This is a genomic window from Pseudomonas sp. LBUM1647, assembly GCF_059716175.1.
This window is the reverse complement of record NZ_CP166809.1, coordinates 2,566,212-2,590,648: the sequence shown is the minus strand read 5'-3', so window position 1 is coordinate 2,590,648 and position 24,437 is coordinate 2,566,212. Positions and strand designations below refer to the sequence as shown.

General features: G+C 55.7%; 25 protein-coding genes and 1 pseudogene. 18 read left to right on the top strand and 8 right to left on the bottom strand.

Annotated elements, in window-relative coordinates; all coding sequences use genetic code 11:
• Positions 1 to 11: 11 nt before the first annotated feature.
• Both ACA059_RS11765 and ACA059_RS11760 read right to left on the bottom strand, forming a co-directional pair.
• Positions 12 to 1,133: an HDOD domain-containing protein gene (locus ACA059_RS11765; RefSeq protein ID WP_497633912.1), complete on the bottom strand. Its 1,122-nt coding sequence runs from the start codon at positions 1,131 to 1,133 to the stop codon at positions 12 to 14.
• A gap of 330 nt (positions 1,134 to 1,463) precedes the next feature.
• Positions 1,464 to 1,535: pseudogene (locus ACA059_RS11760) on the bottom strand (KUP/HAK/KT family potassium transporter); the annotation flags it as partial.
• A gap of 158 nt (positions 1,536 to 1,693) precedes the next feature.
• On the opposite strand from ACA059_RS11760, the gene ACA059_RS11755 reads away from it, so the two are divergent.
• Both ACA059_RS11755 and ACA059_RS11750 read left to right on the top strand, forming a co-directional pair.
• Positions 1,694 to 2,122: a hypothetical protein gene (locus ACA059_RS11755; protein WP_497633911.1), complete on the top strand. Its 429-nt coding sequence runs from the start codon at positions 1,694 to 1,696 to the stop codon at positions 2,120 to 2,122.
• Positions 2,119 to 2,271 carry a hypothetical protein gene (locus ACA059_RS11750; RefSeq protein ID WP_497634759.1) on the top strand — a complete coding sequence of 51 codons (153 nt, stop codon included), beginning with the start codon at positions 2,119 to 2,121 and terminating at the stop codon, positions 2,269 to 2,271. Before ACA059_RS11755 ends, ACA059_RS11750 begins: the two co-directional genes overlap by 4 nt.
• A gap of 76 nt (positions 2,272 to 2,347) precedes the next feature.
• Here ACA059_RS11750 and ACA059_RS11745 read toward each other — a convergent pair whose 3' ends face one another.
• Positions 2,348 to 3,178: an alpha/beta fold hydrolase gene (locus ACA059_RS11745; protein ID WP_497633910.1), complete on the bottom strand. Its 831-nt coding sequence runs from the start codon at positions 3,176 to 3,178 to the stop codon at positions 2,348 to 2,350.
• A gap of 436 nt (positions 3,179 to 3,614) precedes the next feature.
• Between ACA059_RS11745 and ACA059_RS11740 the strand changes: the two genes are divergently transcribed.
• The 3 genes from ACA059_RS11740 to ACA059_RS11730 all read left to right on the top strand — a co-directional run bounded on the left by ACA059_RS11740 (position 3,615) and on the right by ACA059_RS11730 (position 7,871).
• On the top strand, positions 3,615 to 4,667 hold the full coding sequence (locus ACA059_RS11740) for an alpha/beta hydrolase family protein (RefSeq protein ID WP_497633909.1): 1,053 nt from the start codon (positions 3,615 to 3,617) through the stop codon (positions 4,665 to 4,667).
• Positions 4,668 to 5,330: 663 nt separating this feature from the next.
• Entirely contained in the window at positions 5,331 to 6,524 is a 1,194-nt protein-coding gene (ampC, locus tag ACA059_RS11735) for a class C beta-lactamase (RefSeq protein ID WP_497633908.1), read from the top strand.
• Between the two features lie 333 nt (positions 6,525 to 6,857).
• The gene (locus ACA059_RS11730; protein WP_497633907.1) at positions 6,858 to 7,871 is read left to right on the top strand and encodes an acyltransferase family protein; all 1,014 of its coding nucleotides are present in this window, start codon (positions 6,858 to 6,860) and stop codon (positions 7,869 to 7,871) included.
• Between the two features lie 92 nt (positions 7,872 to 7,963).
• Here the strand turns inward: ACA059_RS11730 and ACA059_RS11725 are convergent, their stop codons facing one another.
• Positions 7,964 to 9,253: an NAD(P)/FAD-dependent oxidoreductase gene (locus tag ACA059_RS11725; RefSeq protein ID WP_497633906.1), complete on the bottom strand. Its 1,290-nt coding sequence runs from the start codon at positions 9,251 to 9,253 to the stop codon at positions 7,964 to 7,966.
• Between the two features lie 286 nt (positions 9,254 to 9,539).
• On the opposite strand from ACA059_RS11725, the gene ACA059_RS11720 reads away from it, so the two are divergent.
• A complete protein-coding gene (locus tag ACA059_RS11720; RefSeq protein WP_497633905.1) occupies positions 9,540 to 10,280 on the top strand; it encodes a Mut7-C RNAse domain-containing protein in 741 nt (246 codons plus the stop codon).
• A 93-nt stretch (positions 10,281 to 10,373) separates the two neighbouring features.
• Positions 10,374 to 10,862, top strand: coding sequence for a hypothetical protein (locus ACA059_RS11715; RefSeq protein WP_497633904.1), 489 nt, complete (start codon positions 10,374 to 10,376; stop codon positions 10,860 to 10,862).
• A 37-nt stretch (positions 10,863 to 10,899) separates the two neighbouring features.
• Here ACA059_RS11715 and ACA059_RS11710 read toward each other — a convergent pair whose 3' ends face one another.
• Complete coding sequence (locus ACA059_RS11710; RefSeq protein WP_497633903.1) at positions 10,900 to 11,826, bottom strand: LysR family transcriptional regulator; 927 nt, start codon at positions 11,824 to 11,826, stop codon at positions 10,900 to 10,902.
• Positions 11,827 to 11,979: 153 nt separating this feature from the next.
• Between ACA059_RS11710 and ACA059_RS11705 the strand changes: the two genes are divergently transcribed.
• Positions 11,980 to 13,185 carry an MFS transporter gene (locus ACA059_RS11705; RefSeq protein WP_497633902.1) on the top strand — a complete coding sequence of 402 codons (1,206 nt, stop codon included), beginning with the start codon at positions 11,980 to 11,982 and terminating at the stop codon, positions 13,183 to 13,185.
• A gap of 392 nt (positions 13,186 to 13,577) precedes the next feature.
• Here ACA059_RS11705 and ACA059_RS11700 read toward each other — a convergent pair whose 3' ends face one another.
• Entirely contained in the window at positions 13,578 to 14,261 is a 684-nt protein-coding gene (locus tag ACA059_RS11700) for a winged helix-turn-helix transcriptional regulator (RefSeq protein ID WP_497633901.1), read from the bottom strand.
• Positions 14,262 to 14,364: 103 nt separating this feature from the next.
• On the opposite strand from ACA059_RS11700, the gene ACA059_RS11695 reads away from it, so the two are divergent.
• The 3 genes from ACA059_RS11695 (at position 14,365) to ACA059_RS11685 (ending at position 17,493) form a co-directional block, all read left to right on the top strand.
• Positions 14,365 to 15,306 (top strand): carbon-nitrogen hydrolase family protein, encoded by a 942-nt coding sequence (locus ACA059_RS11695; RefSeq protein ID WP_497633900.1) that lies wholly within the window; start codon positions 14,365 to 14,367, stop codon positions 15,304 to 15,306.
• 30 nt (positions 15,307 to 15,336) lie between these two features.
• Entirely contained in the window at positions 15,337 to 15,771 is a 435-nt protein-coding gene (locus ACA059_RS11690; protein ID WP_497633899.1) for a GFA family protein, read from the top strand.
• Positions 15,772 to 15,996: 225 nt separating this feature from the next.
• On the top strand, positions 15,997 to 17,493 hold the full coding sequence (locus tag ACA059_RS11685; RefSeq protein WP_497633898.1) for a methyl-accepting chemotaxis protein: 1,497 nt from the start codon (positions 15,997 to 15,999) through the stop codon (positions 17,491 to 17,493).
• A gap of 68 nt (positions 17,494 to 17,561) precedes the next feature.
• Here ACA059_RS11685 and ACA059_RS11680 read toward each other — a convergent pair whose 3' ends face one another.
• Positions 17,562 to 17,915 (bottom strand): hypothetical protein, encoded by a 354-nt coding sequence (locus ACA059_RS11680; protein WP_497633897.1) that lies wholly within the window; start codon positions 17,913 to 17,915, stop codon positions 17,562 to 17,564.
• 392 nt (positions 17,916 to 18,307) lie between these two features.
• On the opposite strand from ACA059_RS11680, the gene ACA059_RS11675 reads away from it, so the two are divergent.
• The 3 genes from ACA059_RS11675 to ACA059_RS11665 all read left to right on the top strand — a co-directional run bounded on the left by ACA059_RS11675 (position 18,308) and on the right by ACA059_RS11665 (position 20,584).
• Positions 18,308 to 19,117, top strand: coding sequence for a glycosyltransferase (locus ACA059_RS11675; protein WP_497633896.1), 810 nt, complete (start codon positions 18,308 to 18,310; stop codon positions 19,115 to 19,117).
• Positions 19,118 to 19,200: 83 nt separating this feature from the next.
• Complete coding sequence (locus ACA059_RS11670; RefSeq protein WP_497633895.1) at positions 19,201 to 20,004, top strand: 2OG-Fe(II) oxygenase; 804 nt, start codon at positions 19,201 to 19,203, stop codon at positions 20,002 to 20,004.
• Positions 20,005 to 20,098: 94 nt separating this feature from the next.
• Positions 20,099 to 20,584: a GNAT family N-acetyltransferase gene (locus ACA059_RS11665; protein WP_497633894.1), complete on the top strand. Its 486-nt coding sequence runs from the start codon at positions 20,099 to 20,101 to the stop codon at positions 20,582 to 20,584.
• A 22-nt stretch (positions 20,585 to 20,606) separates the two neighbouring features.
• On the opposite strand, the gene ACA059_RS11660 is transcribed toward ACA059_RS11665, so the two are convergent.
• Entirely contained in the window at positions 20,607 to 20,915 is a 309-nt protein-coding gene (locus ACA059_RS11660; protein ID WP_497633893.1) for a panthothenate synthetase, read from the bottom strand.
• A 291-nt stretch (positions 20,916 to 21,206) separates the two neighbouring features.
• Here ACA059_RS11660 and ACA059_RS11655 point away from each other — a divergent pair, with 291 nt between their 5' ends.
• The 4 genes from ACA059_RS11655 to phnE are packed head-to-tail and all read left to right on the top strand — an operon-like array spanning position 21,207 to position 24,437.
• Positions 21,207 to 22,058 (top strand): putative selenate ABC transporter substrate-binding protein, encoded by an 852-nt coding sequence (locus tag ACA059_RS11655; RefSeq protein WP_497633892.1) that lies wholly within the window; start codon positions 21,207 to 21,209, stop codon positions 22,056 to 22,058.
• Positions 22,055 to 22,852 carry a phosphonate ABC transporter ATP-binding protein gene (locus ACA059_RS11650; protein ID WP_497633891.1) on the top strand — a complete coding sequence of 266 codons (798 nt, stop codon included), beginning with the start codon at positions 22,055 to 22,057 and terminating at the stop codon, positions 22,850 to 22,852. Before ACA059_RS11655 ends, ACA059_RS11650 begins: the two co-directional genes overlap by 4 nt.
• The gene (locus ACA059_RS11645) at positions 22,846 to 23,673 is read left to right on the top strand and encodes a PhnE/PtxC family ABC transporter permease (RefSeq protein ID WP_497633890.1); all 828 of its coding nucleotides are present in this window, start codon (positions 22,846 to 22,848) and stop codon (positions 23,671 to 23,673) included. The genes ACA059_RS11650 and ACA059_RS11645 overlap by 7 nt, the downstream gene beginning before the upstream one ends.
• Positions 23,670 to 24,437: a phosphonate ABC transporter, permease protein PhnE gene (gene phnE / locus ACA059_RS11640; protein WP_497633889.1), complete on the top strand. Its 768-nt coding sequence runs from the start codon at positions 23,670 to 23,672 to the stop codon at positions 24,435 to 24,437. The genes ACA059_RS11645 and phnE overlap by 4 nt, the downstream gene beginning before the upstream one ends.

Here is a 24,437-nt window from a genome sequence, read left to right as displayed (position 1 = left end):
CCCGAATGCGCTCAGGCCAGGCCCGCCAATCGTTGAAGTCTTTCGAGGTCCGCTTGAGGCTCGCCATTTTTCATGGCGGCCCCAAGGCGCATGACCACTTGCTCGCCGCGTACCTGCATGGGAGGCAACGCATAGATCGCACCTATCAACTCACGCAGCGCCTGAGGGAGTCCCCAGGAGGCTTTCAACTTGATGGCAAAAGGGGCGGCGAAATCCCGCAGGGCATGGGTGAGCACTTCTTCATCCACCCTATGCCCCTGGCCCTCCCACTTCTGGATTTGGTAAAGCACACACAGCTCGCCTATCCGGTGCAGCAACGCAGCACTCTGTAGTGGCGTCGGATCCAGCTTGCATCGTCGAGCCAGGAAAACAACCTGTTCAGCCAGGCCCTCGGCATCATCCAGATAAGCCTGCATGCAGGTCATCAGCACCCCATTGGTTTGGGTATTGGCCTGTCGCAGGGCCTGGCTCAACGCCAGATTCACACTGGTAAGCCCTCCCAATCGTTTAATGGCATCGATCAAACTGGTGCAGGGTTGGCCTACCCCGTGATAAGCAGCGCTGTTGGCTGCCGCTATCAGATGAGCGCACAGCGCCGGATCATGCTGCCAATCCTGGACCAGTTCGCGAATATCCAGCTGCTCTCCATATCCACGCTGGAGTTCTTCCTTTACCTGAGCGAGTAACGGCAAGTCCAGCTCATAGGTGGATAATCCACTGAGATAGTCAATCAGGTTTTCATCAATAACAGCCGGTACTGGCACAGACGTATCGGCAGGAAGGAGCGCTTTGAGGCATTCAACGACACGCGACACTTGAAACGGCTTGGTAAAAAAAGCGCTGATCCCCAGAGACTTGACCGCCAAGACACTTTCTCGATCGGAACGCCCGGTGATCATAATCAGCGGAATTTTCAGATCCTGTGCACGAATCGTTTGCAACAGGCTTACACCGCTGGCATCCGGTAGATTCCAGTCGGCCATAACCATCTGGTAGGCACTCTGCTGCCAGGCAGACAAGGCACTTGCAACATCGCCAAAGCAATCGACTTGCGCCAGCGGACGGATGCTCAAAACCAGCTGTTTCAGAAGGTCTGCTATCCAGGGATCATCATCCAGAATCATCACGCGCATTCGGTCACCGCACTGGATTGATGCACCATTTCGCAAGGCTTTGCGGCCCGGGTTTGTTCGACGACGAAGTAGAGGTCGCTGACGTCAGGAAATGCGGTTGTGAGCGAGCAATCGGGATTGAGTCACGGCGATATCCATTTCAATTTTGAGGGTAAAAAGGTTCACAACCGAATCTATTCCTCACTGGCGAACTATACAAGCAAGCAAACAGCTCGCAGGTAAATAGGCAGGTGGGGGTAATGCATAAATGCTGCGATAGCGAAATTGCTCGGGCGGTTCCGTCCTGCGCTCGCTGATCCCGGCCCCCAAATTTCGCTAGATTCAAAAGGTGATTCCGTCAAACGCTAGCTGAAGTCCCTCAACCGCAGAAAGCACCGAAATAGCCGGGGTGATCATGCTGTCCGCGACGGACCATCTATATTGGGTCGACTCCAGCACTTCGCGACAGGCAGCAATCGGCTGTGGATTCAACCGGTCGATGGTGTTTTTGGCGAATGGCGTTATGAAGCAAAGCAGTATGAGGCTCTGATACATTCGCCCTTTTTCAGGAGGGAAAAATTATGCGAAGGATTATCGCAACGGGGGCGCTCTTGCTGGCCTTGAGCGGTTGCGCAACATCACCTATGCGGGTTTCTGAAGCGCGGCCAGTGCCGGCCAGTGAGATGTACGCGATCAAAAGCCAGGGTACGCAAGATCCGGGACGCCTGACCATTTTTCGTGATGACGGGTTTGTCGGTTCGGGATGTGACGCCGTGTTCTACATTGATGGTCAGCGCGCAGCCAAGATAGGTCCCGGTCAGAAGGCATCTTTCGTTTTGCCTGCCGGTGAAGTGAATCTCGGCACCGGGCTCGCCGAGTCTGGATTATGTGCTGGTGTCGCGATCAAAACTGTCGCGGCCAACATCAAGCCAGGGAAGGAAGTGATTTATCGAATCAGCTGGGATACGCAAGGTTTCTACCTGGGCCCCTACGTTGAATATGGACGTTGAGCCCAGACAGTTCCGGCCTGCAAGCCATGGCTGACTACCGCATTCGCACGGTCACGCAGGTGCTGGAAAACATCGCCTTTCGCGCCGAACTCGGTTGCGACACGGTTGTGCTGAAGGACTTTTCTCAGTTACTGGCCATTCCGTTGTGAAAAAAGGGACCGATCTATTTTCTTCGAAAACAAATCGGTCCCCTTACCTTGTGCAGCCGCCGTCACGACGCAGTGCTCAACCGCGAATAAACGCCAACAAATCAGCATTGATCTGATCCGCGTTGGTCGTCGGCATTCCGTGAGGAAAGCCCGGGTACGTCTTGAGCGTGGAATGCTTCAAGAGTTTGGCCGAAAGCGGCGCAGAGTCTGCAAACGGCACGATCTGATCGTCCTCGCCATGCATGACCAGCGTCGGCACCTGAATCGCCTTCAAATCTTCGGTGAAATCGGTTTCGGAAAACGCCTTGATGCAGTCGTAATGAGCTTTTGCACCGCCCATCATGCCTTGACGCCACCAGTTGTCGATGACGCCTTGCGAGACCTTGGCCCCGGGTCGATTGAAGCCGTAGAACGGCCCCGCCGGCACGTCCATGTAAAACTGCGCACGACTGGCAACCAATGCCGAACGGAACCCGTCGAACACTTCCAGAGGTAAACCTCCAGGGTTCTTTTCCGACTTGATCATGATGGGCGGAACAGCGCTGATCAGTACGGCCTTGGCAACGCGTCCCGGTTTGGCTCGCGCGGCGTAGCGTGCGACTTCACCACCACCGGTCGAGTGGCCGACATGGATCGCCCCCTTGAGGTCGAGCACATCGGTCAGCTCGATGACATCGGCGGTGTAGGTGTCCATTTCGTTGCCCTCCCACGTCTGGGTCGAGCGCCCGTGTCCGCGGCGGTCATGCGCGATCACCCGGTAGCCTTTGAGCAAGAAGAACATCATCTGGTTGTCCCAGTCATCCGCGCTCAACGGCCAACCGTGGTGAAACACGATGGGCGTCGCGTCTTTCGGTCCCCAATCCTTGTAGAAAATCCTGGTGCCGTCTTTGGTCGTAATTGCGTTCATAGCGTGTGTCCCCTCGCGATCTGGTTGGTGTGGGGTTGCAGGGTGCTTATCAGCGCCTGCGTCAACCCGCAAAGGCTGGAAAGCATTACCAGCAAACGTGCAAAAGGCAGTGGGCCCAAGGTCGTGAGCTACGGGGCACGAGCGGGCTTCGTCAGTGTAGAAGACGCACAGGAAGCAACACTTTCAAACGATAGGGGGAGCTTGCCAGTTACAAATCGGCCATTAATGACAGGCAGCTATCGGCTAGAAGCGGACGTTAAGCCTTCTCACCAAAGACCGCAAATAGAGCTAACGATGAAAGTTATACGCGGCGGTTTGAATGTGGGCTTTAATGTACGTGCTTCTATGCAACCACATTAGCTTCGACTCCCTACGAAGGTGGATACGCCTAACGGCGGGTTCGCTATGCACTTGTCTAATCAAGGAAGAAACGACATTGAAAATAGCTTTTGGCGCCCTGTTGTTAACCTGGCTGACTACTATCGCACTCGCTGACGAGAACCCTGTCGGCTTCCACTCTTCCACACTGGCGGACTCGCACAATGACCGCGCACTGGAGATGGTCGTCTGGTACCCCAGTGCAACTACCGCCGCCACGCAATTGATCGGCGATGATGTGGTGTTCGTCGGGGCTTCTGCCGTTCGTGACGCGCCGCCCGCTGCTGGCAAGCATCCGTTGTTGGTGCTCTCCCACGGGTACAGAGGTAACTGGAGCAACCAGATCTGGCTTGCCAGTGCTCTGGCTCATAGGGGTTACATCGTCGCCGCAATCAATCACCCTGGCACCACCACTCATGACCGTAGCCCTCAAGCAGCGGCGCAGTTATGGCAGCGGCCCGTTGATGTGCGCCGAGCCATTGATAGCGTCACGACTCAACCTGAAAAATTCGGCTTGGTCGCCAATGATCGAATTGCAGTAGTGGGCCATTCACTCGGCGGCTGGACCGCCCTGGAGATTGCCGGTGCTCGTTTCGATCCAGACCGCTTCGCCCAGGACTGCAAAGCCCACCCGCAGTTAACAAGTTGCACCGTCTATGGAAAGATAAACCCCGCAAGCACCGCAGAATCAAAGGCCGCGTTGGCTGCCGATTTGCGCGATAAACGTGTCACTGCTGTGGTTACCTTGGACCTGGGCCTTTCACGGGGTATGACCGATGAAAGCCTGGCCGCGCTGCCGGTACCAACGCTGGTGATCGCTGCCGGCGTACCGTCGCACGAGCTTCCCGCTGAGTTGGAGTCTGCCAACCTGGCCAAACGCCTGCCTCCGGCATCAAGCCGTTACGTCGAAATCAGCGACGCAAGCCACTTCAGCTTCTTGTCGGTGTGCAAACCTGGTGCGCAAGTAATGCTCGAAGAAGAAGTACCAGGCGATGGCATCATTTGCCGGGATGGCGACAGCGCTCGCCCGCGTGGGGTGATTCAACAGCAGATTACATCGCTGATAGCAGAGTTTCTTCAGTCATCTATCAACAAAGAAGACAGTTTGTAGAGTCGTGGTACGAGACCTGCCGCGGCTCAGCAAAAAAATGCTGGAGCAGTTTCAGCGCCCGTGCAATCTGTCAGAACGGTTGGCCCGGGATGAGCGCTCGGGGTCGATTGCAGCCCTTCGTGAGGGGCCGCAATCGGCCACAGAAGCAGACCTTCGGACGCGTCTACTAAAACAGAGCCTATTCAGACTCAAATGAGTATGGCCATTAACTATAATAAATATTTCCATTGATTCTAATATGTCGATATTGGCGGGCTAATATCAAGATGAGCAAATACGCTTTGATTATATATGTGCGTGAGATTGAGTTATTCGGCAGGTATTATGGTAGTACCACTTTAAGTAATTATTAATCATGCCAGGTAAGGCCGTCACCAGCAGGCTAATTAGGCTGATAATGGAGTATATGATAGTACTGTCGACTTAATACGCAGTGCGAGGCCACCCGAAACCCTAAGCCCATAAAACTTACAAACCCACCAAACTTTCAAGCTGCATGGCCTGCGGTGGTGTTGCGCAAAAGATGCGCAGCACAACATGGTTATCATCCTATCAATCAGGGATCTCATTCAAGGAAAGTAGATAAGCAGATAAGCAGATAAGCAGATAAGCAGATCATCACTAGCGCTCAAGCTCATCAAAGTCATGGAGGGTTTTTCAATCATGTATGAAAAGACTATGTCCAGGCTGGGCGCCCTTGCCGTTACCACATTTTTCCTCGGCGCAGGCAGTTGCGTCGCTGGGGATGATATAGAAAACACGGTCAGGGCTGTCGTGGACGCGGCTATCCGGCCGGTTATGCAAGAGTATGGCATTCCTGGCATGGCGGTGGCCGTGACACTCCATGGGAAGCAGTATTACTTTAACTACGGCGTCATCTCCATGGAGGAGGGGAAGCCGAAGGTCACCGAGGAGACGATTTTCGAGATCGGCTCGATTAGTAAAACCTTCACGGCGACCCTCGCATCCTACGCGCAGGAAATCGGAAAGCTCTCCCTGTCTAATCCCGCAAGCCAATACCTGCCTTCGCTGCGTGGCAGCAGTCTCGACAACATCAGCCTGCTCGATCTTGGAACCTACACGGCCGGCGGTCTGCCGCTGCGGTTTCCGGGCGATGTGGACAGTCACGAAACGATGATCGGTTATTACAAAAACTGGCAACCGAACTATGCCGCCGGAACAATCAGGCTCTACTCGAACCCGAGCATCGGTCTGCTCGGCTTTCTGACCGCCGAGAGCATGGGGGAGCCTTTCGAAGATCTACTGGAAAAGAGGCTGTTTCCGATGCTCGGCCTGAAGCAAAGTTACGTCAGGGTCCCTCAAGCGCAGATGAGTCATTACGCGTACGGCTATAGCAAAGAGGGCGTACCGTCCAGGATGGTCCCAGGTGTTCTGTATGCCGAGGGTTATGGCGTGAAATCCAGCTCCGCGGACATGATTCATTTCGTCGAGGCAAACATGCAGGAGGTGGATCTGGATGAGCCTCTGCAACGTGCGATCACTGCAACGCATACAGGCTACTACAAGGTCGCAGATATGACGCAGGGCTTGGGATGGGAGTTTTACCCATATCCAATAGAGCTAGACCGCTTGCTCGCGGGCAACTCGTACCCAATGATCCTTGAGGCCCATGAAATTACCCGGCTCAACCCTCCGCTGCCACCGCAGGGTAACGTGCTCATTAACAAGCCAGGCATGACGGACGGTTTCGGCGCTTACGTGGCCTTTGTTCCAGCCAAGGGCATGGGCATCGTGACGCTGGCGAACAAGAACTATCCCCTCCCTGCGAAGGTGAAAGCCGCCCATGAAGTATTGACGGCCCTGGATACTCGGATTGGATCGAGTGCACGTCAGTGAGCGCTTGAAACTCTACGCACCTTAACGAGGTGGCCTGAATGAGGATTGGTGGGCAACAAAAAGTGGGCGATTCACTTAGCGCCATGCCATCAAGCAACGTCAAACAAGTAACGTCAAAAACCCAGTCATTTAATGAATTTCTCGCGACTGGAATTTTTTCATGGCGTGAAGTGTAAAGTGCAAAAGGTGTCCTAGACTACAGGCTTAAATGATCTGATTTCATGAATTTTTCACCGCTGCAACTACTGGATTTTTATATGAATTCAGACAGTCTTCAGACGCAGCACTGCCTTTATCGAATGCCCTCTATCGACTTAAGAGCGGGATGCAAATATGAACAGTAGTTCCGTAGCGGGTTCTCGATTCAGCGTACTTGATGGATGGCGCGGCATAAGCATCTTGCTTGTCTTGGCGTGCCACCTGCTACCACTTGGCCCAAAGCCTTGGCAATTTAATGCCACCGCCGGCGTTATGGGAATGGCTATATTTTTTACGCTATCGGGTTTCCTGATAACAAATTTTCTGCTCAACAACAGCAGCGTCGTTGATTTTTTAATCCGCAGAATCTTTCGGGTTGTGCCTCTCGCCTGGTTGTACATGCTCATTGCTTTACCTGTCATGAACAGCACTTCGGATTTCTACATCGCAAACTTTCTGTTCATTGCCAACTGGCCACCTATGTGGCTTGGCAGTGTAAACGGCCACCTGTGGAGTTTGTGCATGGAGGTCCAGTTTTATTTCGCCATCGCTTTGCTGGTAGTTCTGATGAGAAACAAGTGGGTAGTGCTAATCCCTTGTCTCTGCATCGCCGTCACGATGTACCGAGTCATGAATGATGTCCATGTCGCAATCAACACTTATTACCGCATTGATGAAATACTTTCCGGATGCATACTTGCACTGATATACAACAATAGACCAGGCAACATACTTACCAAACTTCCTACACAAACGGGGATCGCACAAATATTTTTATGCCTCCTGTTTGTCTTGTCCTGTCATCCCGATGCGGGCTTCATGAACTACTTCCGCCCCTATCTTGCCGCAGCAATGGTGGGGAGCACGTTACTCAATAGCCATACACGAATTGCCCAGCTTCTGAATAATCGCTCTCTGTTTTATATCGCCACCATCTCGTACGCTCTCTACGTTGTTCATCCGCTGCTAATACATACTTGGCTGGGTAGCGGAGATACCGTCATCAAATATTTGAAGCGCCCTTTGTTGTTCGCCGCCATTTTTATCACCGCGCATATCTCGACCTTCTATTATGAAAAATGGTGGATTGCTTTTGGTAAGAGATTTGCCAAGAAAGTAGCTCGCCAACCTGTTACATCGGTCGGTTGAATCCTGGCAGGAAGCACAACTGCAGACAGAGGCTTTGACCTGTTTTGTCGTCAAAACAGGTCGTGTCGCCGATAGCGTTACTGTCGTTGCCGTTACTTGTTAAGGCGCATAGCGTCGAAAGCATCTCTCGCTTGGCATGCGGTATAGGTCATTTGCGCGGCGACCAGACCGGCCAGACCAAAAGTACGGGTCAACCCGAACTTGCTGAAACCGTCGGGAATCGGAATGGACTTGGCGATAGCGTCGGCCAGAACCTCGCCCGCCACCGTCGTGGGCGCCATGCCGTGACCACCAAAACCAACGGCGTGCCAGACGCCCGCTTCATCCTGGCCAATCTGGGCCATTTGATGCCGGCCATAACTCATCAACCCGCCCCAGGAATATTGGATCTCTACACCTTCCAGCTGGGGATATACGGCTAAAAGATCTTTTTTGAGCAGACTGGCGATCGCTTCCGGGCTCCGATTGAGCACCGAAATCCGCCCTCCCCATAGAATCCTGCTGTCGCGAAGCGGCCGGTAGTAATCAAAAGCGAACCGCGTGTCGTAGACCGCTGATTCACAGTCAATAACGTCTTTCAAGCGAGCCCCGAGAGGTTCGGTTGCAACGACATAGGTGGCAATGGGCAACACAGCACGTTCGACCGGGCGATAGACGCCGTGCGCGTATCCGCCACAGGAAAAGATGACATGCTCGGCATGCACTTCCCCGCCATCGGTTTGCACAACATATTTCTTTCCACGCTTCTCGATGTTCAGGGCGGATGATTGCTCATGGATACGCACACCGAATTCAGCCACCGTGCGAGCAATGCCGTACACGTACTTGAGAGGATGGAAGTGGAAGGCGTTACGCTCCAGCAGGCCGCCGAAATAGCGGTGAGTCTTGAGTATCTCTTTCAACTGGCCTGGCGGCATGTATTCCCAATCAACCCCGTAGACGTCACTCATAAGTTTTCGCGGTGTTTCAAGTCTTGACGGGTCGTTGAACCAATTGGCGAGAATCACCCCCTGGTCAACCAGGTCACAATCGATACCGTATTGTTTGACACGATTACGAATCAACTCAACGGCATCAAGCGTTAGCCTGTAAAGGCGCTGCGCCTCTTGAACGCCAAGGGCGGCGAGAAGGTCAGCGTTTCCCAGGCTGTAGCCTCCGAAGACGAAGCCACCATTACGACCCGAGGCACCATGACCGATGCTATGAGATTCCAGAACAACGACGTCATTGATACCACGCTCCGCTAACCCGAGTGCAGTCGACAGGCCTGCCAGGCCACCGCCGAGGATGCACACTTTAGTATCTACACGACCCGATTGAGCGGGATAGGTGGTGATGTCGGCCGTGGTTTCATAAAAGGTTTGCTGGTAATTAGTGCTCATAAATTCATGTGGCCTCGACGGCGTTTTTATTCAATCCCCTAGTTGCAATAGAAAGTCCTGGACGTAGGGCACAACCGATATTCCGGCGTGGGCGGTGTTGGGAACAATGTCTTGCTGATCACGTATGTCATAGGCCTTAAGGTTACGTGGTGCACCGATAGAAACGGAGCGTAGACGTTCGGGGTGCAGGTAGTAAAATCGGTTGGCAAATCGTAGTTTGGTGCCTGCCGGAGAAGATGTCCGGACCAGACTCGCTCATCCTTGCAGCCCTGCCATACTGTTCAACATGACCAGTGCAACTTTCCGCTTCTACGAGGAGCTCAACGATTTCCTGCCGGCCGAACGGCGGCGGCAGTCCTTCACTTGCGAGTGCGCGCGAGCGGCGACGGTCAAGCACATGATCGAGGCGCTCGGGATACCGCACACCGAGGTCGAGTTGGTGCTGCTCAACGGCGAGTCGGTGGGCTTCGAGCGGGTGATTTTCGACGGTGACCGGCTGGCGGTGTATCCCAAGTTCGAAACGCTGGACATCAGCCCGCTGCTCAAGGTTCGGGCGCAACCTTTACGGGTGCTGCGCTTCGTCGCTGATGCGCACCTTGGCGGGCTGGCCAACCTGCTGCGCATGAGCGGCTTCGACACTCTCTACGACAATGGCTTCGAGGATGGCGAGATCGCCGAGATCGCTGCGCATCAAGGACGCATCGTGCTAACCCGTGACCGCGAACTGCTCAAGCGACGGATTATCAGTCACGGCTGTTACGTGCATGCCCTGAAACCGTCGCTGCAGCTGCGCGAATTGTACGAGCGCCTCGACCTGGCGCGTAGCGCGCGGCCATTCAGCCTGTGCCTTCATTGCAACCTGCCGCTGCACGAGATCAGCCCGGAACTGGCCCGGTCGCAGGTGCCGCCACGCGTTGGCATCCTCTATTCGCACTTCCTGCGTTGCGACGCCTGCCAACGGGTTTACTGGGAAGGTTCGCACTGGCGTGGCATGTGTGCACTGCTGGCACCTCTGCTATACCGATAGCCGAGCGCATCAGGCCGGCGCATCAGGTGGATAACGGCCAAAAGCAGACACTCTTGGTAGTACTTGGCGATGGTGTTTTTGGCGAATGGCTTTATGAAGCAAAGCAGTATGACTGCTCTGATACATTCGCCCTTTTTTCAGGAGGGAAAAATTATGCGAAGGATTATCGCAACGGGGGCGCTCTTGCTGGCCTTGGGCGGTTGCGCAACATCTCATATGCGGGTTTCTGAAGCGCGGCCAGTGCCGGCCAATGAGATGTACGCGTTCAAAAGCCAGGGTACGCAAGATCCGGGACGCCTGACCGTTTTCCGTGATGACGGGTTTGTCGGTGCGGGATGTGACGTCGTGTTCTACATTGATGGTCAGCGTGCAGCCAAGATTGGTCCCGGTCAGAAAGCCTCTTTCGTTTTGCCTGCCGGTGAAGTGAACCTCGGCACCGGGCTCGCCGAGTCTGGATTATGTGCTGGTGTCGCGATCAAAACTGTCGCGGCCAACATCAAGCCAAGGAAAGAAGTGATTTATCGAATCAACTGGGATACGCAAGATTTCTACTTGGGCCCCTACGTTGAATATGGACGTTGAGCGTTGCGTCGACCGGTTGAGTCCACAGCCAAAACGGTCATTGGATTTTGCTAGCAGACGGCACCAAACCAGCGGCAAGTGCCTCCAATAATGCACTGACCTTGGGAAGCGCCTGACGGCTCTTTAGCCAAATCAGATTGATCGCCAGGCCATCGGTTGCCAAGTGGGGAAGCACTTCAACCAATGTCCCCTCTTCAAGCTGACGTTTGATCAACCATGAAGGTAACTGCGCGATCCCGCATCCCGCCGATACCGCGATCACCAGACCTTCGCCATCTCCCACAACGAACTTTGCGGCTATCGCCCTGCGTTCAATTTCGCCCGGGTGCTTTCCTGAAAAACTCCAAGGGCTAACCGTCCCATCCGCCCAGCCGTAAGCGATGCACTGATGCTGTTCCAGATCGCGATCGGTCACGGGCGTGCCGTGCTTACTCAAATATGCGGGAGACGCACAGAAGATATGCCACTCACTGCCCAGGTAGCGGTGTTCCAATGCGGCGGGCCAAACGTCCGAACCACCGATGCGTACGACGATATCGACACCTTCCTCGACAGGGTCGATGAAACGGTCGGAAAACGAAATGTGCGGGAGCAGCAGCGCATGTTCCTGGGCAAATCGCAGAATAACCGGCAGTGCCTGCAGGCGGCCGAATGCACCTGGAAGGTCAATGCGAATCCTGCCACGAGGCTCAGTGTTTTCGGCAAGTAGGGACAGCTCAGCCTCTTCGAGGTCAGCCAGCACGCCTGTACATGTGCGATAGAACGCAATACCCGCATCCGTCAGTGACAAGCTTCGAGTTGTTCGATGGAACAACCGAGTCCCAAGCCTGCTCTCCAATCGAGCTATCCCTTTGCTGATTGCCGAAGCCGTCAGACTCATCCGCTCGGCAGCGCCTTTGAAACTGCCGGAGTCGGCGACGCAGACAAATACATCAATGCCCTTTAATCGTTCGGAGGAAAACATGGACGCCCCGCATTCATGAACTGAGTTCTTTCGACCTGATAAAAAACATCATAAATCAGAACACAATTCCCCAGTAAGCTTGATTCGCGCATCAATCAACACTATGCGACTGACGAACACCATAAAAACAACCTGCTGAACGATGAGGCAAGGATGCTGACCACGCTAAAAAACTATCCGACAACAATAAATTTGCTGCTTTCGGCGTCCCTGATATTGACCCTGGCGCGAGCAATCACCCTGCCCTATCTGGTCATTTACCTTTCCGGCAGTTTCAGCTTGAGCGTCGCCGATATCGGCCTGGTTATTGGCAGCACACTGATCATCGGGTCGTTATTGAGTCTTTACGGTGGCTTTCTTGTCGACAAGATGTCCAGTTACCGGCTGATCCTGGGCTTCAGTGGTGTGTTCACGCTGGGGTTTCTCGGGACGTTTCTGGCTCGCGATCTTTGGCTGTTCTACAGCTGCCTGGTACTGATCAACCTGGCTTATGCGGTCATTGATATCGCGGTCAAATCAGGATTTGGCAGCCTGCTTCCCGTCCCTGATCGCAGCGAAGTTTTCTCGATCAAATACACGCTGACCAATATCGGGTATGCCGTCGGCCCGTTTCTTGGCGCTGGCATGGCCAAGCTGGATATCAGCTTGCCATTCCTGTTATCTGCCGGGCTTGGAGCAGGATTCTTCTTCATCTATTTCGTTTGGGGCAATAGAGACCTGAACGCTGCCGATGAAGCTCAGAAACCAGTACCGTTTCTGGCCGTGGGAAAACTGTTACTCCAGGATTATCGATTGGTGTGTTTCACCCTTGGTGGGCTGCTCAGTGCGGTGGTCTTTGGCCAGTTCACCGCTTATCTCTCGCAGTATCTGGTGGTCACTACTACACCAGAATCCACCTACCAGATTATCAGTACCGTTGTGGCGACCAATGCGCTGATGGTGATCAGCTTGCAATACTCCATAGGCAGGAAGATCTCTCACAGACATCTGAATCTGTGGCTGGCCGCGGGACTGAGTATGTTCATGATGGGGTTGGCGGGTTTTGCCCTGTCGACCTCTATTCTGCTCTGGGTCATTTCCATAGCCATTTTCACGGTCGGCGAGATCATCGTATTCCCCGCCGAGTACATGTTCATCGACAAAATCGCTCCGGACAACCTGCGCGGCATGTATTACGGAGCACAAAACCTGTCCAACCTTGGCGCGGCACTGGGACCGGTGCTTTGCGGAGTCGTATTGGCGACTCAGCCTCCCTACTACATCTTCTACATGCTTGCGCTCTTCATTGTTGCAGGTGGAATGTTTTACTTCCTGGGAGCTTCCAATTTGAGCGCTACAGCGGATATGGATCCTGATTGAAGGGCAGAACAAACAAAAACGGGCGCCTTGTCGGGCGCCCGTTTTGTTCAGGATTACGTGCTGCGGGGTTTGGTAGCTTGCAACCTGTTCAACCATTGCCGAACGATGCAGACCATCGCAGCCAGCAGCTAAGCTTTATCAGGAGACCTTCGCGAAACCCTGAAAATTCAGGAGGCAAACAATGAGCAAACAACCTCAACCCCGGAGCCGCTCCAACCCCCAACCCAGATCTCGCCCGGTAGTGCCTGCCCTGCCCAGTAAAACAGGCTCCCAGTCCGGGGGCTTGCGCGGTAACTACCCACCGAAGAAGTCCAATTGAGCCCAAGCGTACGGTTCAAGCCCTGCGACCGACGGATGCAATGTGCACCGACCCCAATTGGCAGCTACCAGCGCTAGCGCGCAGCGCTCCGGGTACCCGCGAACGCACTCGTGCCAAGCCAGCGCCACAAGCTTTCCGCATCCTTCACCGCGCCATCTACACGCAGCTCTCGCGACTGAAGAACCTCCCGCGGTGTGCGGTCGCCCGTCCACACCTCGGTCAACGCGCGCACGCTGGAGTCCACGACGAGGGTCAGTTCGCGGCCGGGGTCGTCGCGGCACAGGTCTGCCACGCCCTGTTCGACCACGAGCCACCACGCTTGCTCGCCGGGTCGCGCGTCGCGGAACTTGAACTGGATGACCACCGGTCGGGACGGGAACGTTTCGATGCGCACGAACCGACGCACGTCCCACATCAGCAGGCCCGCGTCGAGTTCGTCATCGCGAAGGCGACTGCCGATCCAGCGCGCGCCCCAATGCCCTAGCGCCATGATGATGGGGCGCAATTCCTCGCCCGCCTCGGTCAGGCTGTACTCCCAGACTTTGCCGATGGCCGTGCGGTGCACGACGCCGATTTCTTCCAAATGACGCAGACGTTGTGCCAGCAGGTTGGTGGACATTCGTGGTACGCCGCGGTGCAGTTCATTGAAGCGCTTGCTGCCGCACAACAACTCGCGCACGACCAAGGGTGTCCAGCGCTCGCACAGGGCTTCAGCACCGCGCGCGACCGTGCAGAACTGACCGTAGCTTTCGTCCATTGCCTTGGCTCCGCAATTACAACGCTTCAGATTCTGAACTAGCCCCGCCACTTCGCCACGCGCACGCTGAAACCTCGAAAGCCAAATACCAAAGGAGCACGCCATGACCAAGGTAGCCATCATTCAGCGCCCGCCCGTGCTGCTCGATCGCAGCGCGACGATCGCCCGGGCCGTGCAATCGGTCGCCGAGGCAGCGGCGGCGGGAGCCTCGCTGATCGTTTTGCCCGAATCGTACATTCCCGGTTACCCGTCGTGGATCTGGCGGCTGGCGGCGGGAAAGGACGGGGCTGTAATGGGCCAGTTGCACACGCGGCTGCTGGCCAACGCCGTCGATATCGCAAACGGTGACCTGAGCCAATTGTGCGAGGCAGCCAGGGTCCACGCGGTGACGATCGTGTGCGGCATCAATGAATGCGACCGGCGCAATGGAGGCGGCACGCTCTATAACAGCGTAGTCGTGATCGGCGCGAGCGGCGCCGTGCTCAACCGCCACCGCAAGCTGATGCCAACCAATCCCGAGCGCATGGTGCATGGCTTCGGTGATGCAACCGGGTTGCGTCCGGTCGATACACCGGTCGGCCGCGTGGGGGCGCTGATCTGCTGGGAAAACTACATGCCGCTGGCACGCTATTCACTGTATGCCCAAGGGGTGGAAATCTACGTCGCCCCCACGTACGACACAGGCGAAGGCTGGATCAGCACGATGCGTCACATTGCTCTCGAAGGCCGCTGTTGGGTGCTCGGCAGTGGCACCGCGCTGCGCGGCAGCGACATCCCCGATGACTTCCCGGCGCGCGCGCAACTGTTTGCCGATCCGGAGGAATGGATCAACGACGGCGACTCGGTGGTGGTCAGCCCTCAAGGCCGGATCGTGGCCGGTCCATTACACCGAGAGGCGGGCATTCTGTATGCGGACATCGACGTTGCACTCGTGGCGCCGGCGCGGCGGGCGCTCGACGTCACCGGGCATTACGCGCGCACGGACATTTTCGAACTGCAGGTGCGGCGCACGCCAGCGACTGCGGTGCGCTACATCGACGAATGAAGTCCTGACAATTGATCAAGGAGTCATGCCATGAGCATTGAACGGTCTTACAAGGGCAGTTGTTTTTGCGGCGCAGTCGAGTTCACCGTCAGTGGCGAGCCGGTCGGGATGGGTTATTGCCATTGCGAGTCGTGTCGGCATTGGTCAGCAGGGCCGGTCAATGCCTTCACGCTGTGGAAACCCGAGGCGGTGCAAGTGACTCGGGGTGCTGACAACATCGGCACCTACAACAAGACACCGCGCAGTTACCGCAAGTGGTGCAAGACGTGCGGCGGGCACCTCTTCACTGAACACCCGGGGATGGGGCTCATCGATGTGTATGCCGCGGTCATCCCGGATCTCGCGTATTCGCCAGGCGTTCACGTCCACTATCAGGAGACCGTGCTGCGCATCAAGGATGGATTGCCCAAGCTGAAGGATGTCCCCAACGAATTGGGGGGATCGGGCATCAGCGTGGACGAATAGTGCTAGCAAGAACTCAGGAGTACGGCTGGTTTTGCAACGGAGCCTGTCGTACTCCCCGTCACTTCAGCATTACTTGCCTCTATTTCTGACATTGTTTCCCGTGTTCACCGTCGAACACGGGAGGCGTGATGGCAAACGGCTACGCTCTTCACGGTTTCTCATGTATGCCTCGACATGCCGGAAAGACCTGTCTTATTCCGGCTCAATTACATGGAGTAAAAGTGAATGCCTTTGCCCCCTCGTTTTCTTGACCACTACCGCAAAGCCGACCGAATCATGCTGGGTCTGATCTGGCTGATGTTCCTCTTCGCGTTGGGTCTGGCTTACTGGCACGACACGTTTATTCAGGCGTTTTTGGTGGGTGGTGGCACGAGCGTGCTGTTGACGGTGCTTTATCGTGCAATGGGCGGCACGCGGTTGATGCGGTGTTGCCTGGGCATTGGCTTGATGGTCATGGCCGCGCTGCATATCAATCAGGCTGAGGGCGTCATTGAATCCCACTTTGGTATTTTCGCTTTGTTGGCGGTGCTGACTTTTTATCGCGACTGGCTACCGATTCTGGTCGCCGCTGCCACGATCGCCGTTCATCACGTGGTCTTCCATGCGCTGCAACACCAAGGTTTTCCGGTCTACGTCATGGCGCATCACGGTGGGTGGACGATGGTGTTTGTTCACGCCTTCTATGTGGTCATGGAGACGGTCGCCCTGCTCTACCTTGCCGTGCACAGTCAGGCCGAAGCGGTGGAGAGCCAGGACATGCTGGACAAGATGCTTGCGGCCACATCCCAGCTCGCCGTCGATGCTGGCAAGGGAGACAAGGCCACGGTGCATGTATCGCTCGCGGATCGTTTCGACCAATTCCTGATGCAGATTACCGCCCTGGTTGACGGGGTTGTTCGCGACTCTCACGGCCTGGGTGAGCTGGGCCAGGAGCTTGCCAAGGCGAGCAACATGCTGGAGAAAGGGGCCAAGCATCAGCTGACGGAAATTGCCCAGATGACGGGTTCGATGCAGCGGATGGGGGACGCGATGGGGCATATTGCCGTTCACGTCGAACATGCCGTTGAACATGCCGGCCAGGCCAGCGTGCAAATCACCCGAGGACAGGAAAGTGTGAACCGCGCGCAGCAGGAAATCACTCAGTTGGCGTCGCGCCTGAAAGGCACCCACTCAACCGTGCAGGTGCTGGCGGGACAGGCGGAGCAAATCGGTACTGTCCTGGAGGTCATCAGCAGTATTGCTGACCAAACCAACCTGCTGGCCCTCAACGCCGCCATCGAAGCCGCTCGCGCCGGCGAGCAAGGCCGAGGCTTTGCTGTTGTGGCCGATGAAGTGCGCAGCCTGGCGCAACGCACTGCCCTTTCCACGAAGGAAATCAGGACGATCATCGAGGCCTTGCAGCAAGGCAGCCGCAAAGCCGTCGAGGCCATGCATGACAGCCGTGAAGGCGTGGAGCGCTGTGTCGAAGACAGTCAGCTGGCGGCCGCGATGTTGCAGGCGGTGGGCAGCGACATCTCGCATATCGATGAACTCAATGGGCGCATTGTCACCACCACCCGCGAACAAACCACGGCAAGCCGCGAAGTGGTCGGGCGTTTGCAGTCCGTGCAGAGCATCGCGCAAAACACCGCAGACGATGTCGAAACTCTTGCCCTGAGCAGCCAGCGCTTGCCCCCCATCGCGGTTCGCCTGGATGCACTGGGCCGCACGTTTCATCAATAATGCTCAATGCGCAGTTAGTGCCACTGCATGTACAGCAACGGTTGTTTTTTGTGGCACCGCCTCTGTCATCACCATTTAGAAAATGTTCCGCACAGTGCATTTCCCTCATAACCATGAAAGATAGGTCCCAGGGTCATCAGAGGGCCGCAGGCATAAAAGGGCGATGTTAAAGACTGCCCCTGGTGAAGCTTGCAAACGGGCAATTTCAAAGGGATCGGTACAATCACAGCCCACAGCGTTACGCCACACCACTCCCGCGTGGTCAGGTCGCTATCTGTTTTCTGGTAGGTCAAGGGAATGCGTTCTCTTTCCGGTTCCGGCATGGAAACCACTACCCCGACACAGCCAGAGAGAGACAGGGACAAGGCGGTTATGGCAATGATGATCTTGGTGTGGAACTGGAGAGACATCGTTGGTTTCATCCGTAAATCCAATCGTTAGGTAATGACAGTCGACAGACCTTGTCGAATCACGTTGAGACCGCTCGCAAGGCTGTCAGGGCACAAAGATGTTCACTGAGCCAGCTCGGGCAGATGCGGCTAACCAGGCTGCGTGTGCGGGAGATAGCTAGCGGGGGAACGTGTAACGAATTAAGTCACGGATGTTTACCTACAGCGCAGATCCTTATACGATGAAGTCCGCACATACTGCTCTCCATCAGGCCCAAGTAAGCTATGGTTATTATGTACAACAAAGCGGCTTAACAAATTGCGCTCTATAGCCACGCAAATTTTTGCGCAGACAAATAAGCGAAAGCTGTACACAGATTCAATTATTCCTACAATAACATGCAATATCATTGGGCGCCTGAACGATGAATAACACGAGTTTTCTGGCTGACAACTCTAAAACCTTCAGCATAGTTATAGTCAATTACAAAACACCAGAAATCACCAAGATATGCTTAGACTTGTTACACCAGCACCTGGGCAGCCACAGCGTCCCAATTTGGGTAGTTGACAACTATTCCGCCGATGAAAGCACCGAGTACTTACGAACTCTTGACTGGATAAATTTAATCGAGCGTTCTGTTTCCGAACCAGAAGCTGGGCATATCGCGCATGGCAAAGCACTTGACCTGGTTTTGGAGCGAGTTGAAACTGATTATTTATTTTTAATGCACACCGACACATTTGTTTTCGATAAAAATGTTTTTCCGATGATGCTAAATAAATGCTTGAAAAACCAAAAAGTCGTAGCCGTCGGTTGTGTTGAGCAATTAAACCGTGGTACCACGAGAACGCTTTGGCGCTTTAGCTCACGACTATTCAAACATCATTTCAGACACCTGAAAATCTCCATGGGATTACGTTCCAGAGAACCGAAACCGTACAGAGAAGTCTATTTGAAAAGTTTCTGTACGTTGTGGAACTGCAAACTTATAAAACAGCACAACATGCATTTTTCGATGGATGATCGCGTGCCAGGCTACACCCTCCAAGACCGCATGACCGAGCTTGGCTATGTCGTTGAAATGTTATCACCGCGTAAAATTTTCAGTTATCTGGACCACATGCAGTCCGGCACTGTCGCAGCGGCTGGCGGCTATGATAAGACTCATAGACGAACCAAAATGTACAACGATATCCTTAAGCGCCTGAAAAAAGAAGACAGCAAAAGTTAAGCTATGAAGAGACACAACGAGCAGTGCACTGGACTCTGCTTGAAGTCACCCACAAGTCTTTATATCAAGTTATTGGAGCGGTAATGGCACCCATCACTCAAGCACTACCTATGACCCTCTCCCCGGAGCTTGATTTCGACCAGAACGCCGCCAGCGCCTTGGGTTCCTCATTGGCCAGTCGCTATATTCAGGCCACGCCATTTCCGCACATCGTCATCGATAATTTCCTGGATGAAGAGCTGATTGCGAGTATCTGCTCGCACTTCCCAATCGAGCCAACCAATAACGAAACGCTCTACGAGCGCGGCTATAAAGGTCAACGAAAACGTCAAATCAGTCCCAACGAATGCACTCCATACTTGAAGACTATTTTCAATGCCTTTAACTCGGCCCCCATGTTGCAGTTTCTTGAAAAGCTCACAGGCATCGAAGGCTTGATACCCGACCCCTACTTTAGTGGTGGCGGCCTGCATGAAACGAAAAGTGGTGGTTTCCTGGGGGTACACTCGGACTTCAGGCTCAACAAAAAGCTTAATGTTGAGCGCAGACTGAATATCATCATTTATCTAAATGAAGACTGGAGAGAGGAATACGGCGGCAACCTGGAACTCTGGGATGTCGACATGAAGACCTGTCTTAAAAAAGTCCTGCCCATTTACAATCGATGTGTCATTTTCAACACAGACAAAGACAGCAATCATGGGCATCCAGAGCCTTTAACAACACCAGAGCACATCACGCGCAGGTCTATAGCGCTTTATTACTACACCGCAGGGACCATGGTGGTCGATCCCGCACAAAGAAACAAAACCCACTACAAGCCAAGGCCCAAAGATCGTTTCAGCCTAAAGTACTACATGGGCAAACTGATCAAGAAGAAAAACTAAACTACGAAACACCCGCTGAAAGATTTAGCCGGCCTGTTGCATCGACCGGTTGAATCCACGGGATGATAAAGTTTCGCCATCTTCAAGGAAGATCATGGATATTCGATTGACGGAAGCCAAAGACTGGATGTTTTTGAAACAAGTCCGTCTCGCTGCGCTTTTGGACACGCCGACAGCGTTTGGTGTGAGTTACCAAACGGTCGCTCAATACAGTGACGAGCAGTGGAAAGAACGCGCCTCGTCAGCGGCCGGGCCGGAATTCTGGTTGGCCATCAAGGACGATAAACCGGTGGGGATGATCGGTGCCGGGGTCAGTCAAGTGAATCGCTATAACCTGATCGGAATGTGGGTTGAACCCGCTGCACGTGGTTCTGGCGTGGCCGCTCAGCTTGTTGAGGCGGTGAAATCCCGCGCGATCGGCAAAGGGCATGATCGCGTTTTTCTGGATGTCTCCCCGGACAATGCAAGAGCCTCGAACTTCTATCTAAAGCAGGGTTTCTCTTTCATTGATGAATGGGAACCGTTGGTCAGTCATCCGCATATCAGGGTTCAGACCATGCTGTGGACTGTACGGAACTGACTAATCAGACGTGTCTGGCCTCTCAGCACGCCCACGTTTTCCCGAGCGTCTCCAGACCGGACTTTTGCAGATCCTGCGCGCTCATCACAATACGGAACTTGCAGCTGGCGTTGAAGTTGAGAAAAAAGGGTTCCGCCAATGCGGGGATGTCGGAGGGGTCTTGTACGTCGACCACAAAAATCCCACCACGCATGCCATCTTGCTCGGTAAAGTACGCCGCCTCCGGTTTGATGCTGGTGAGAATGCGTTCAATAACCTCGCCCACCTTCCCGGCTTTGACAAGGGTATTGAAGGGTTCATTAGGGCACTCGACCATCAGTAACATCTTCATCATTCAATCCTCTGTTCAACTTGCAACGCTGTAGTGTCATGAAGAATAGCGAAGCGTGAGACAGCCCTCGTGCCGGGTTACGGGCGGTCATGAAACATGGCGATTTCGGGCTGCTAAAAGCGCTAATCCAAGTATCATCCTGGCCGGATCGACTTCAGACTTGTCGCACTAACAATTGGGCCAAATGCGGTCAATTGCGCTCCATTTCGTCTACCCTCACAAAGCGCCATGCAGCAACCAGTTTGCGCTTGGCGTATCGACATTTTTGCCTTAATGCACCGGAGAATTTTCATGCTCAACCGTACCCTGGCATTGGCAGTCGGCTTGACGCTGTCTTTTTGCACCCTGTTGGCGCAGGCCGCCGACACCCTGAAAGTCAGTGCGATTCCCGATGAAGCCCCGACCGAACTGCTGCGCAAGTTCAAGCCGCTGGGCACCTACCTGGAACAACAATTGGGCATGAAGGTCGAGTTCGTTCCCGTGAGCGACTATCCGGCCGTGGTCGAGGCGCTGGCCACCGACCGAATCGATATGGCCTGGCTGGGCGGCTTCACGTTCGTGCAGGCCCGCCTGAAAACCGGCAATGCCATTCCGCTGGTACAGCGCGAACAGGACGCCCAGTTCACCAGCAAATTCATCACCGCCGACCCGGCCGTCAAGTCCCTCGCCGATCTCAAGGGCAAGACCTTCGCCTTCGGTTCGGTGTCATCCACGTCGGGCAGTCTCATGCCGCGCTATTTCATGCTGAAGGATGGCATCAAACCGGAAACCTACTTCAGTCGCGTGGGCTATTCCGGCGCCCATGACGCCACTGTCGCCTGGGTCCAGGCCGGCAAGGTGGACGCCGGGGTACTTAATGCCAGCGTGTGGGAAAAACTGGTCGCCGCTGGCAAGGTCGACACTTCCAAGGTCAGAGTGTTTGCGACCACCCCGGCCTACTACGACTACAACTGGACGGTGCGCGGGACTCTCGACCCAGCGCTGGCGGCCAAGATAAAGGCAGCCTTTCTGGCGCTCGATCCGGCGAACCCAAAGGACAAGGAGATTCTGGATCTGCAGGCCGCCAGCCGCTTCATCGAAACCAAACCCGAGAATTACAAGGGCATCGAGGAAGCCGCACGCGCCGCCGAATTGCTCAAATGACGTTACATCTGACCCAGGTTAGCCTTACCCACGCCAACGGCGTCCAGGCGTTGCGTGGGGTGGATCTGCACATCGGTGCCAGCGAACAGGTCGCCATCATCGGTCCGTCCGGCGCGGGCAAGTCGAGCCTGCTCAACCTGCTGGCCACCGCCCTGCGACCGGACAACGGTGAGCTGCAGGTACTCGGCGAGCGCGCCTGGCAGCTGTCTGCCCGTCAGCGTCAGCGTCTGCGCGCGCGCATCGGCCTGATCCATCAAGCGCCCCCGCTGCCACCGCGCCAGCGCGTAGTCACCGCGGTTCTGGCTGGAAAGCTGGGTCAGTGGGGTCTGGGCAAGAGCCTGCTGAACTTGCTGCATCCGGTGGATATTCCGGGCGCACGCGCGGCATTGGCCAGGCTGGACCTCAGCGACAAGTTGTTCACGCAATGTCAGCAACTGTCCGGTGGACAGCTACAGCGCGTGGGCGTTGCCCGCGTGCTGTATCAAGCGCCCGAGGTGTTGCTGGCCGATGAGCCGGTATCGGCCATGGACCCGGTGTTGGCCGAGCACACGCTGTCGGTGCTCTGCCGCCATGCCCGGCAGCACAACGTCACCCTGGTCGCCAGCCTGCATGCGGTGGAACTGGCCCTGGCGCACTTTTCGCGGATCATCGGCTTGCGCGATGGACAAATCCTGTTCGACCTTGCGGCCAGCGAAGTCGACCGTGAGATGCTCGACAAGCTCTACGCCAACGAACAACTGCAATCCCCACCGATTGCTCCGGCGCCCCTGAGTGTGCAGATTCCCCGATGCTGACCCGTGATACCCGAGATCCGGCCACCCGGCCCCGCCTGCTGCTCACCTTGCTGGCCCTTGCCTTGCTGTGGCCAGGCATTCGCTTCAGCGAGCTGGACCTCAGTGTGCTGGTGGCGAGTGACAGTCAGAGCGAGATGGGCCGGTTTGTCTCAGCCTTCTGGCCGCCGGCCCATGGCGAGGAATTCTTTGAGCTGTTAGTGCAAGCCACTCTGCAGACCCTGGCCATCGCCACGGCCGGCATGGCCTTGGCATTGCTGTTGGCCGTCCCCGCCAGCCTGCTGGCCAGTCGGGCTCTGTCGCTGTCTGCCGCCTCCCGTGCCGGCCACCCGGGCTATTGGGGCCAACTGCTGCGTTGGCCGGTACGCGGTTTACTGATCTTCCTGCGCAGCGTGCCGGAAATCGTCTGGGCGCTTTTGTTCGTGCGCGCCGTCGGCCTCGGCCCGACGGCCGGGGTGCTGGCCATCGCCATTACCTACAGTGGCATGTTGGGCAAGGTCTACGCGGAAATTTTCGAGTCGGTTGACCAGCGCCCGGCCCACGCGCTATTGCAGGCTGGCAGCGGTCGGCTCGCAGCCTTTTTCTACGGGATCCTGCCCAATGTCGCTGCGGAGCTGTTGTCGTACACGGTGTACCGCTGGGAATGCGCCATCCGCGCCTCGGTGGTGATGGGCTTCGTCGGTGCCGGCGGTCTGGGCCAGCAAATGGATTTGTCGTTGCGCATGTTCGCCGGCGGTGAAGTGGCGAGCCTGTTGCTGACCTTTCTCGGGCTGGTGCTGTTTGCCGATCAACTCAGCCGCCTGCTGCGCTGGAGGCTGGCATGAATCGCTTGATCAACCTGGCCCTGCTCCTGTGCATCGGCGCAGCGGTGGTCGCCTCGTTCATCTATTTGGGCATCGACCTCGGCGAGCTCGGTGGCAGCGGTAACCTGAAGCAGATGGGCGCTTATGCGCAGCGTTTTCTCAGCCCGGACTTGAGCGCGGGCCACCTGCAAGCCATCGGCCACGGCGCCCTGGAAACGCTTGCCATGTCTGCCCTCGGCACCCTGCTCGCGGCGGTACTGGGTCTGCTGTTGGCATTGCCCGCGGCCGGGCGCTTCGGCTGGCCTTTGCAGAGCGCGTCGCGTCTGGTGCTCAACGCCTTGCGCGCGGTTCCGGAACTGGTGTGGGCCGCGCTGATGGTCCTGGCCGCCGGGCTCGGCCCCAATGCCGGCACCCTGGCCTTGGCCTTGCACACCACCGGCGTGCTCGGTCGGCTGTTCGCCGAAGCGCTGGAAAACACCCCACCCGAACCGGCCGAAGCCATCCGCCTGCAGGGCAGCAATGCCGTATGGGCGTTCTGTTACGGATCACTGCCCAACCTGTTGCCACAGCTACTGGCCTACATCCTGTACCGCTGGGAAAACAATATCCGCATGGCCAGCGTGCTCGGCTTCGTCGGCGCCGGTGGTTTGGGGCAAATGCTCTATGTCAGCCTCAGCCTGTTCCAGGAAGCTCAAGCCAGCACGGTCATTCTGGCGATGCTGTTGCTGGTATTTGCCGTCGACACATTGAGCAGCTGGAGCCGTCAACGCTGGGTCAAGGCCTGA

Bases quoted from the DNA above. Each gene is read 5' to 3' on its own strand.
- ACA059_RS11765 (WP_497633912.1), bottom strand. From the start codon at position 1,133: ATGCGCGTGATGATTCTGGATGATGATCCCTGGATAGCAGACCTTCTG.
- ACA059_RS11720 (WP_497633905.1), top strand. From the start codon at position 9,540: ATGACCAGTGCAACTTTCCGCTTCTACGAGGAGCTCAACGATTTCCTG.
- ACA059_RS11695 (WP_497633900.1), top strand. From the start codon at position 14,365: ATGACCAAGGTAGCCATCATTCAGCGCCCGCCCGTGCTGCTCGATCGC.
- ACA059_RS11660 (WP_497633893.1), bottom strand. From the start codon at position 20,915: ATGAAGATGTTACTGATGGTCGAGTGCCCTAATGAACCCTTCAATACC.
- ACA059_RS11730 (WP_497633907.1), top strand. From the start codon at position 6,858: ATGAACAGTAGTTCCGTAGCGGGTTCTCGATTCAGCGTACTTGATGGA.
- ACA059_RS11670 (WP_497633895.1), top strand. From the start codon at position 19,201: ATGGCACCCATCACTCAAGCACTACCTATGACCCTCTCCCCGGAGCTT.
- phnE (WP_497633889.1), top strand. From the start codon at position 23,670: ATGAATCGCTTGATCAACCTGGCCCTGCTCCTGTGCATCGGCGCAGCG.
- ACA059_RS11655 (WP_497633892.1), top strand. From the start codon at position 21,207: ATGCTCAACCGTACCCTGGCATTGGCAGTCGGCTTGACGCTGTCTTTT.
- ACA059_RS11715 (WP_497633904.1), top strand. From the start codon at position 10,374: ATGAAGCAAAGCAGTATGACTGCTCTGATACATTCGCCCTTTTTTCAG.
- ACA059_RS11700 (WP_497633901.1), bottom strand. From the start codon at position 14,261: ATGGACGAAAGCTACGGTCAGTTCTGCACGGTCGCGCGCGGTGCTGAA.
- ampC (WP_497633908.1), top strand. From the start codon at position 5,331: ATGTATGAAAAGACTATGTCCAGGCTGGGCGCCCTTGCCGTTACCACA.
- ACA059_RS11685 (WP_497633898.1), top strand. From the start codon at position 15,997: ATGCCTTTGCCCCCTCGTTTTCTTGACCACTACCGCAAAGCCGACCGA.
- ACA059_RS11755 (WP_497633911.1), top strand. From the start codon at position 1,694: ATGCGAAGGATTATCGCAACGGGGGCGCTCTTGCTGGCCTTGAGCGGT.
- ACA059_RS11690 (WP_497633899.1), top strand. From the start codon at position 15,337: ATGAGCATTGAACGGTCTTACAAGGGCAGTTGTTTTTGCGGCGCAGTC.
- ACA059_RS11725 (WP_497633906.1), bottom strand. From the start codon at position 9,253: ATGAGCACTAATTACCAGCAAACCTTTTATGAAACCACGGCCGACATC.
- ACA059_RS11675 (WP_497633896.1), top strand. From the start codon at position 18,308: ATGAATAACACGAGTTTTCTGGCTGACAACTCTAAAACCTTCAGCATA.
- ACA059_RS11710 (WP_497633903.1), bottom strand. From the start codon at position 11,826: ATGTTTTCCTCCGAACGATTAAAGGGCATTGATGTATTTGTCTGCGTC.
- ACA059_RS11705 (WP_497633902.1), top strand. From the start codon at position 11,980: ATGCTGACCACGCTAAAAAACTATCCGACAACAATAAATTTGCTGCTT.
- ACA059_RS11745 (WP_497633910.1), bottom strand. From the start codon at position 3,178: ATGAACGCAATTACGACCAAAGACGGCACCAGGATTTTCTACAAGGAT.
- ACA059_RS11680 (WP_497633897.1), bottom strand. From the start codon at position 17,915: ATGAAACCAACGATGTCTCTCCAGTTCCACACCAAGATCATCATTGCC.
- ACA059_RS11645 (WP_497633890.1), top strand. From the start codon at position 22,846: ATGCTGACCCGTGATACCCGAGATCCGGCCACCCGGCCCCGCCTGCTG.
- ACA059_RS11650 (WP_497633891.1), top strand. From the start codon at position 22,055: ATGACGTTACATCTGACCCAGGTTAGCCTTACCCACGCCAACGGCGTC.
- ACA059_RS11665 (WP_497633894.1), top strand. From the start codon at position 20,099: ATGGATATTCGATTGACGGAAGCCAAAGACTGGATGTTTTTGAAACAA.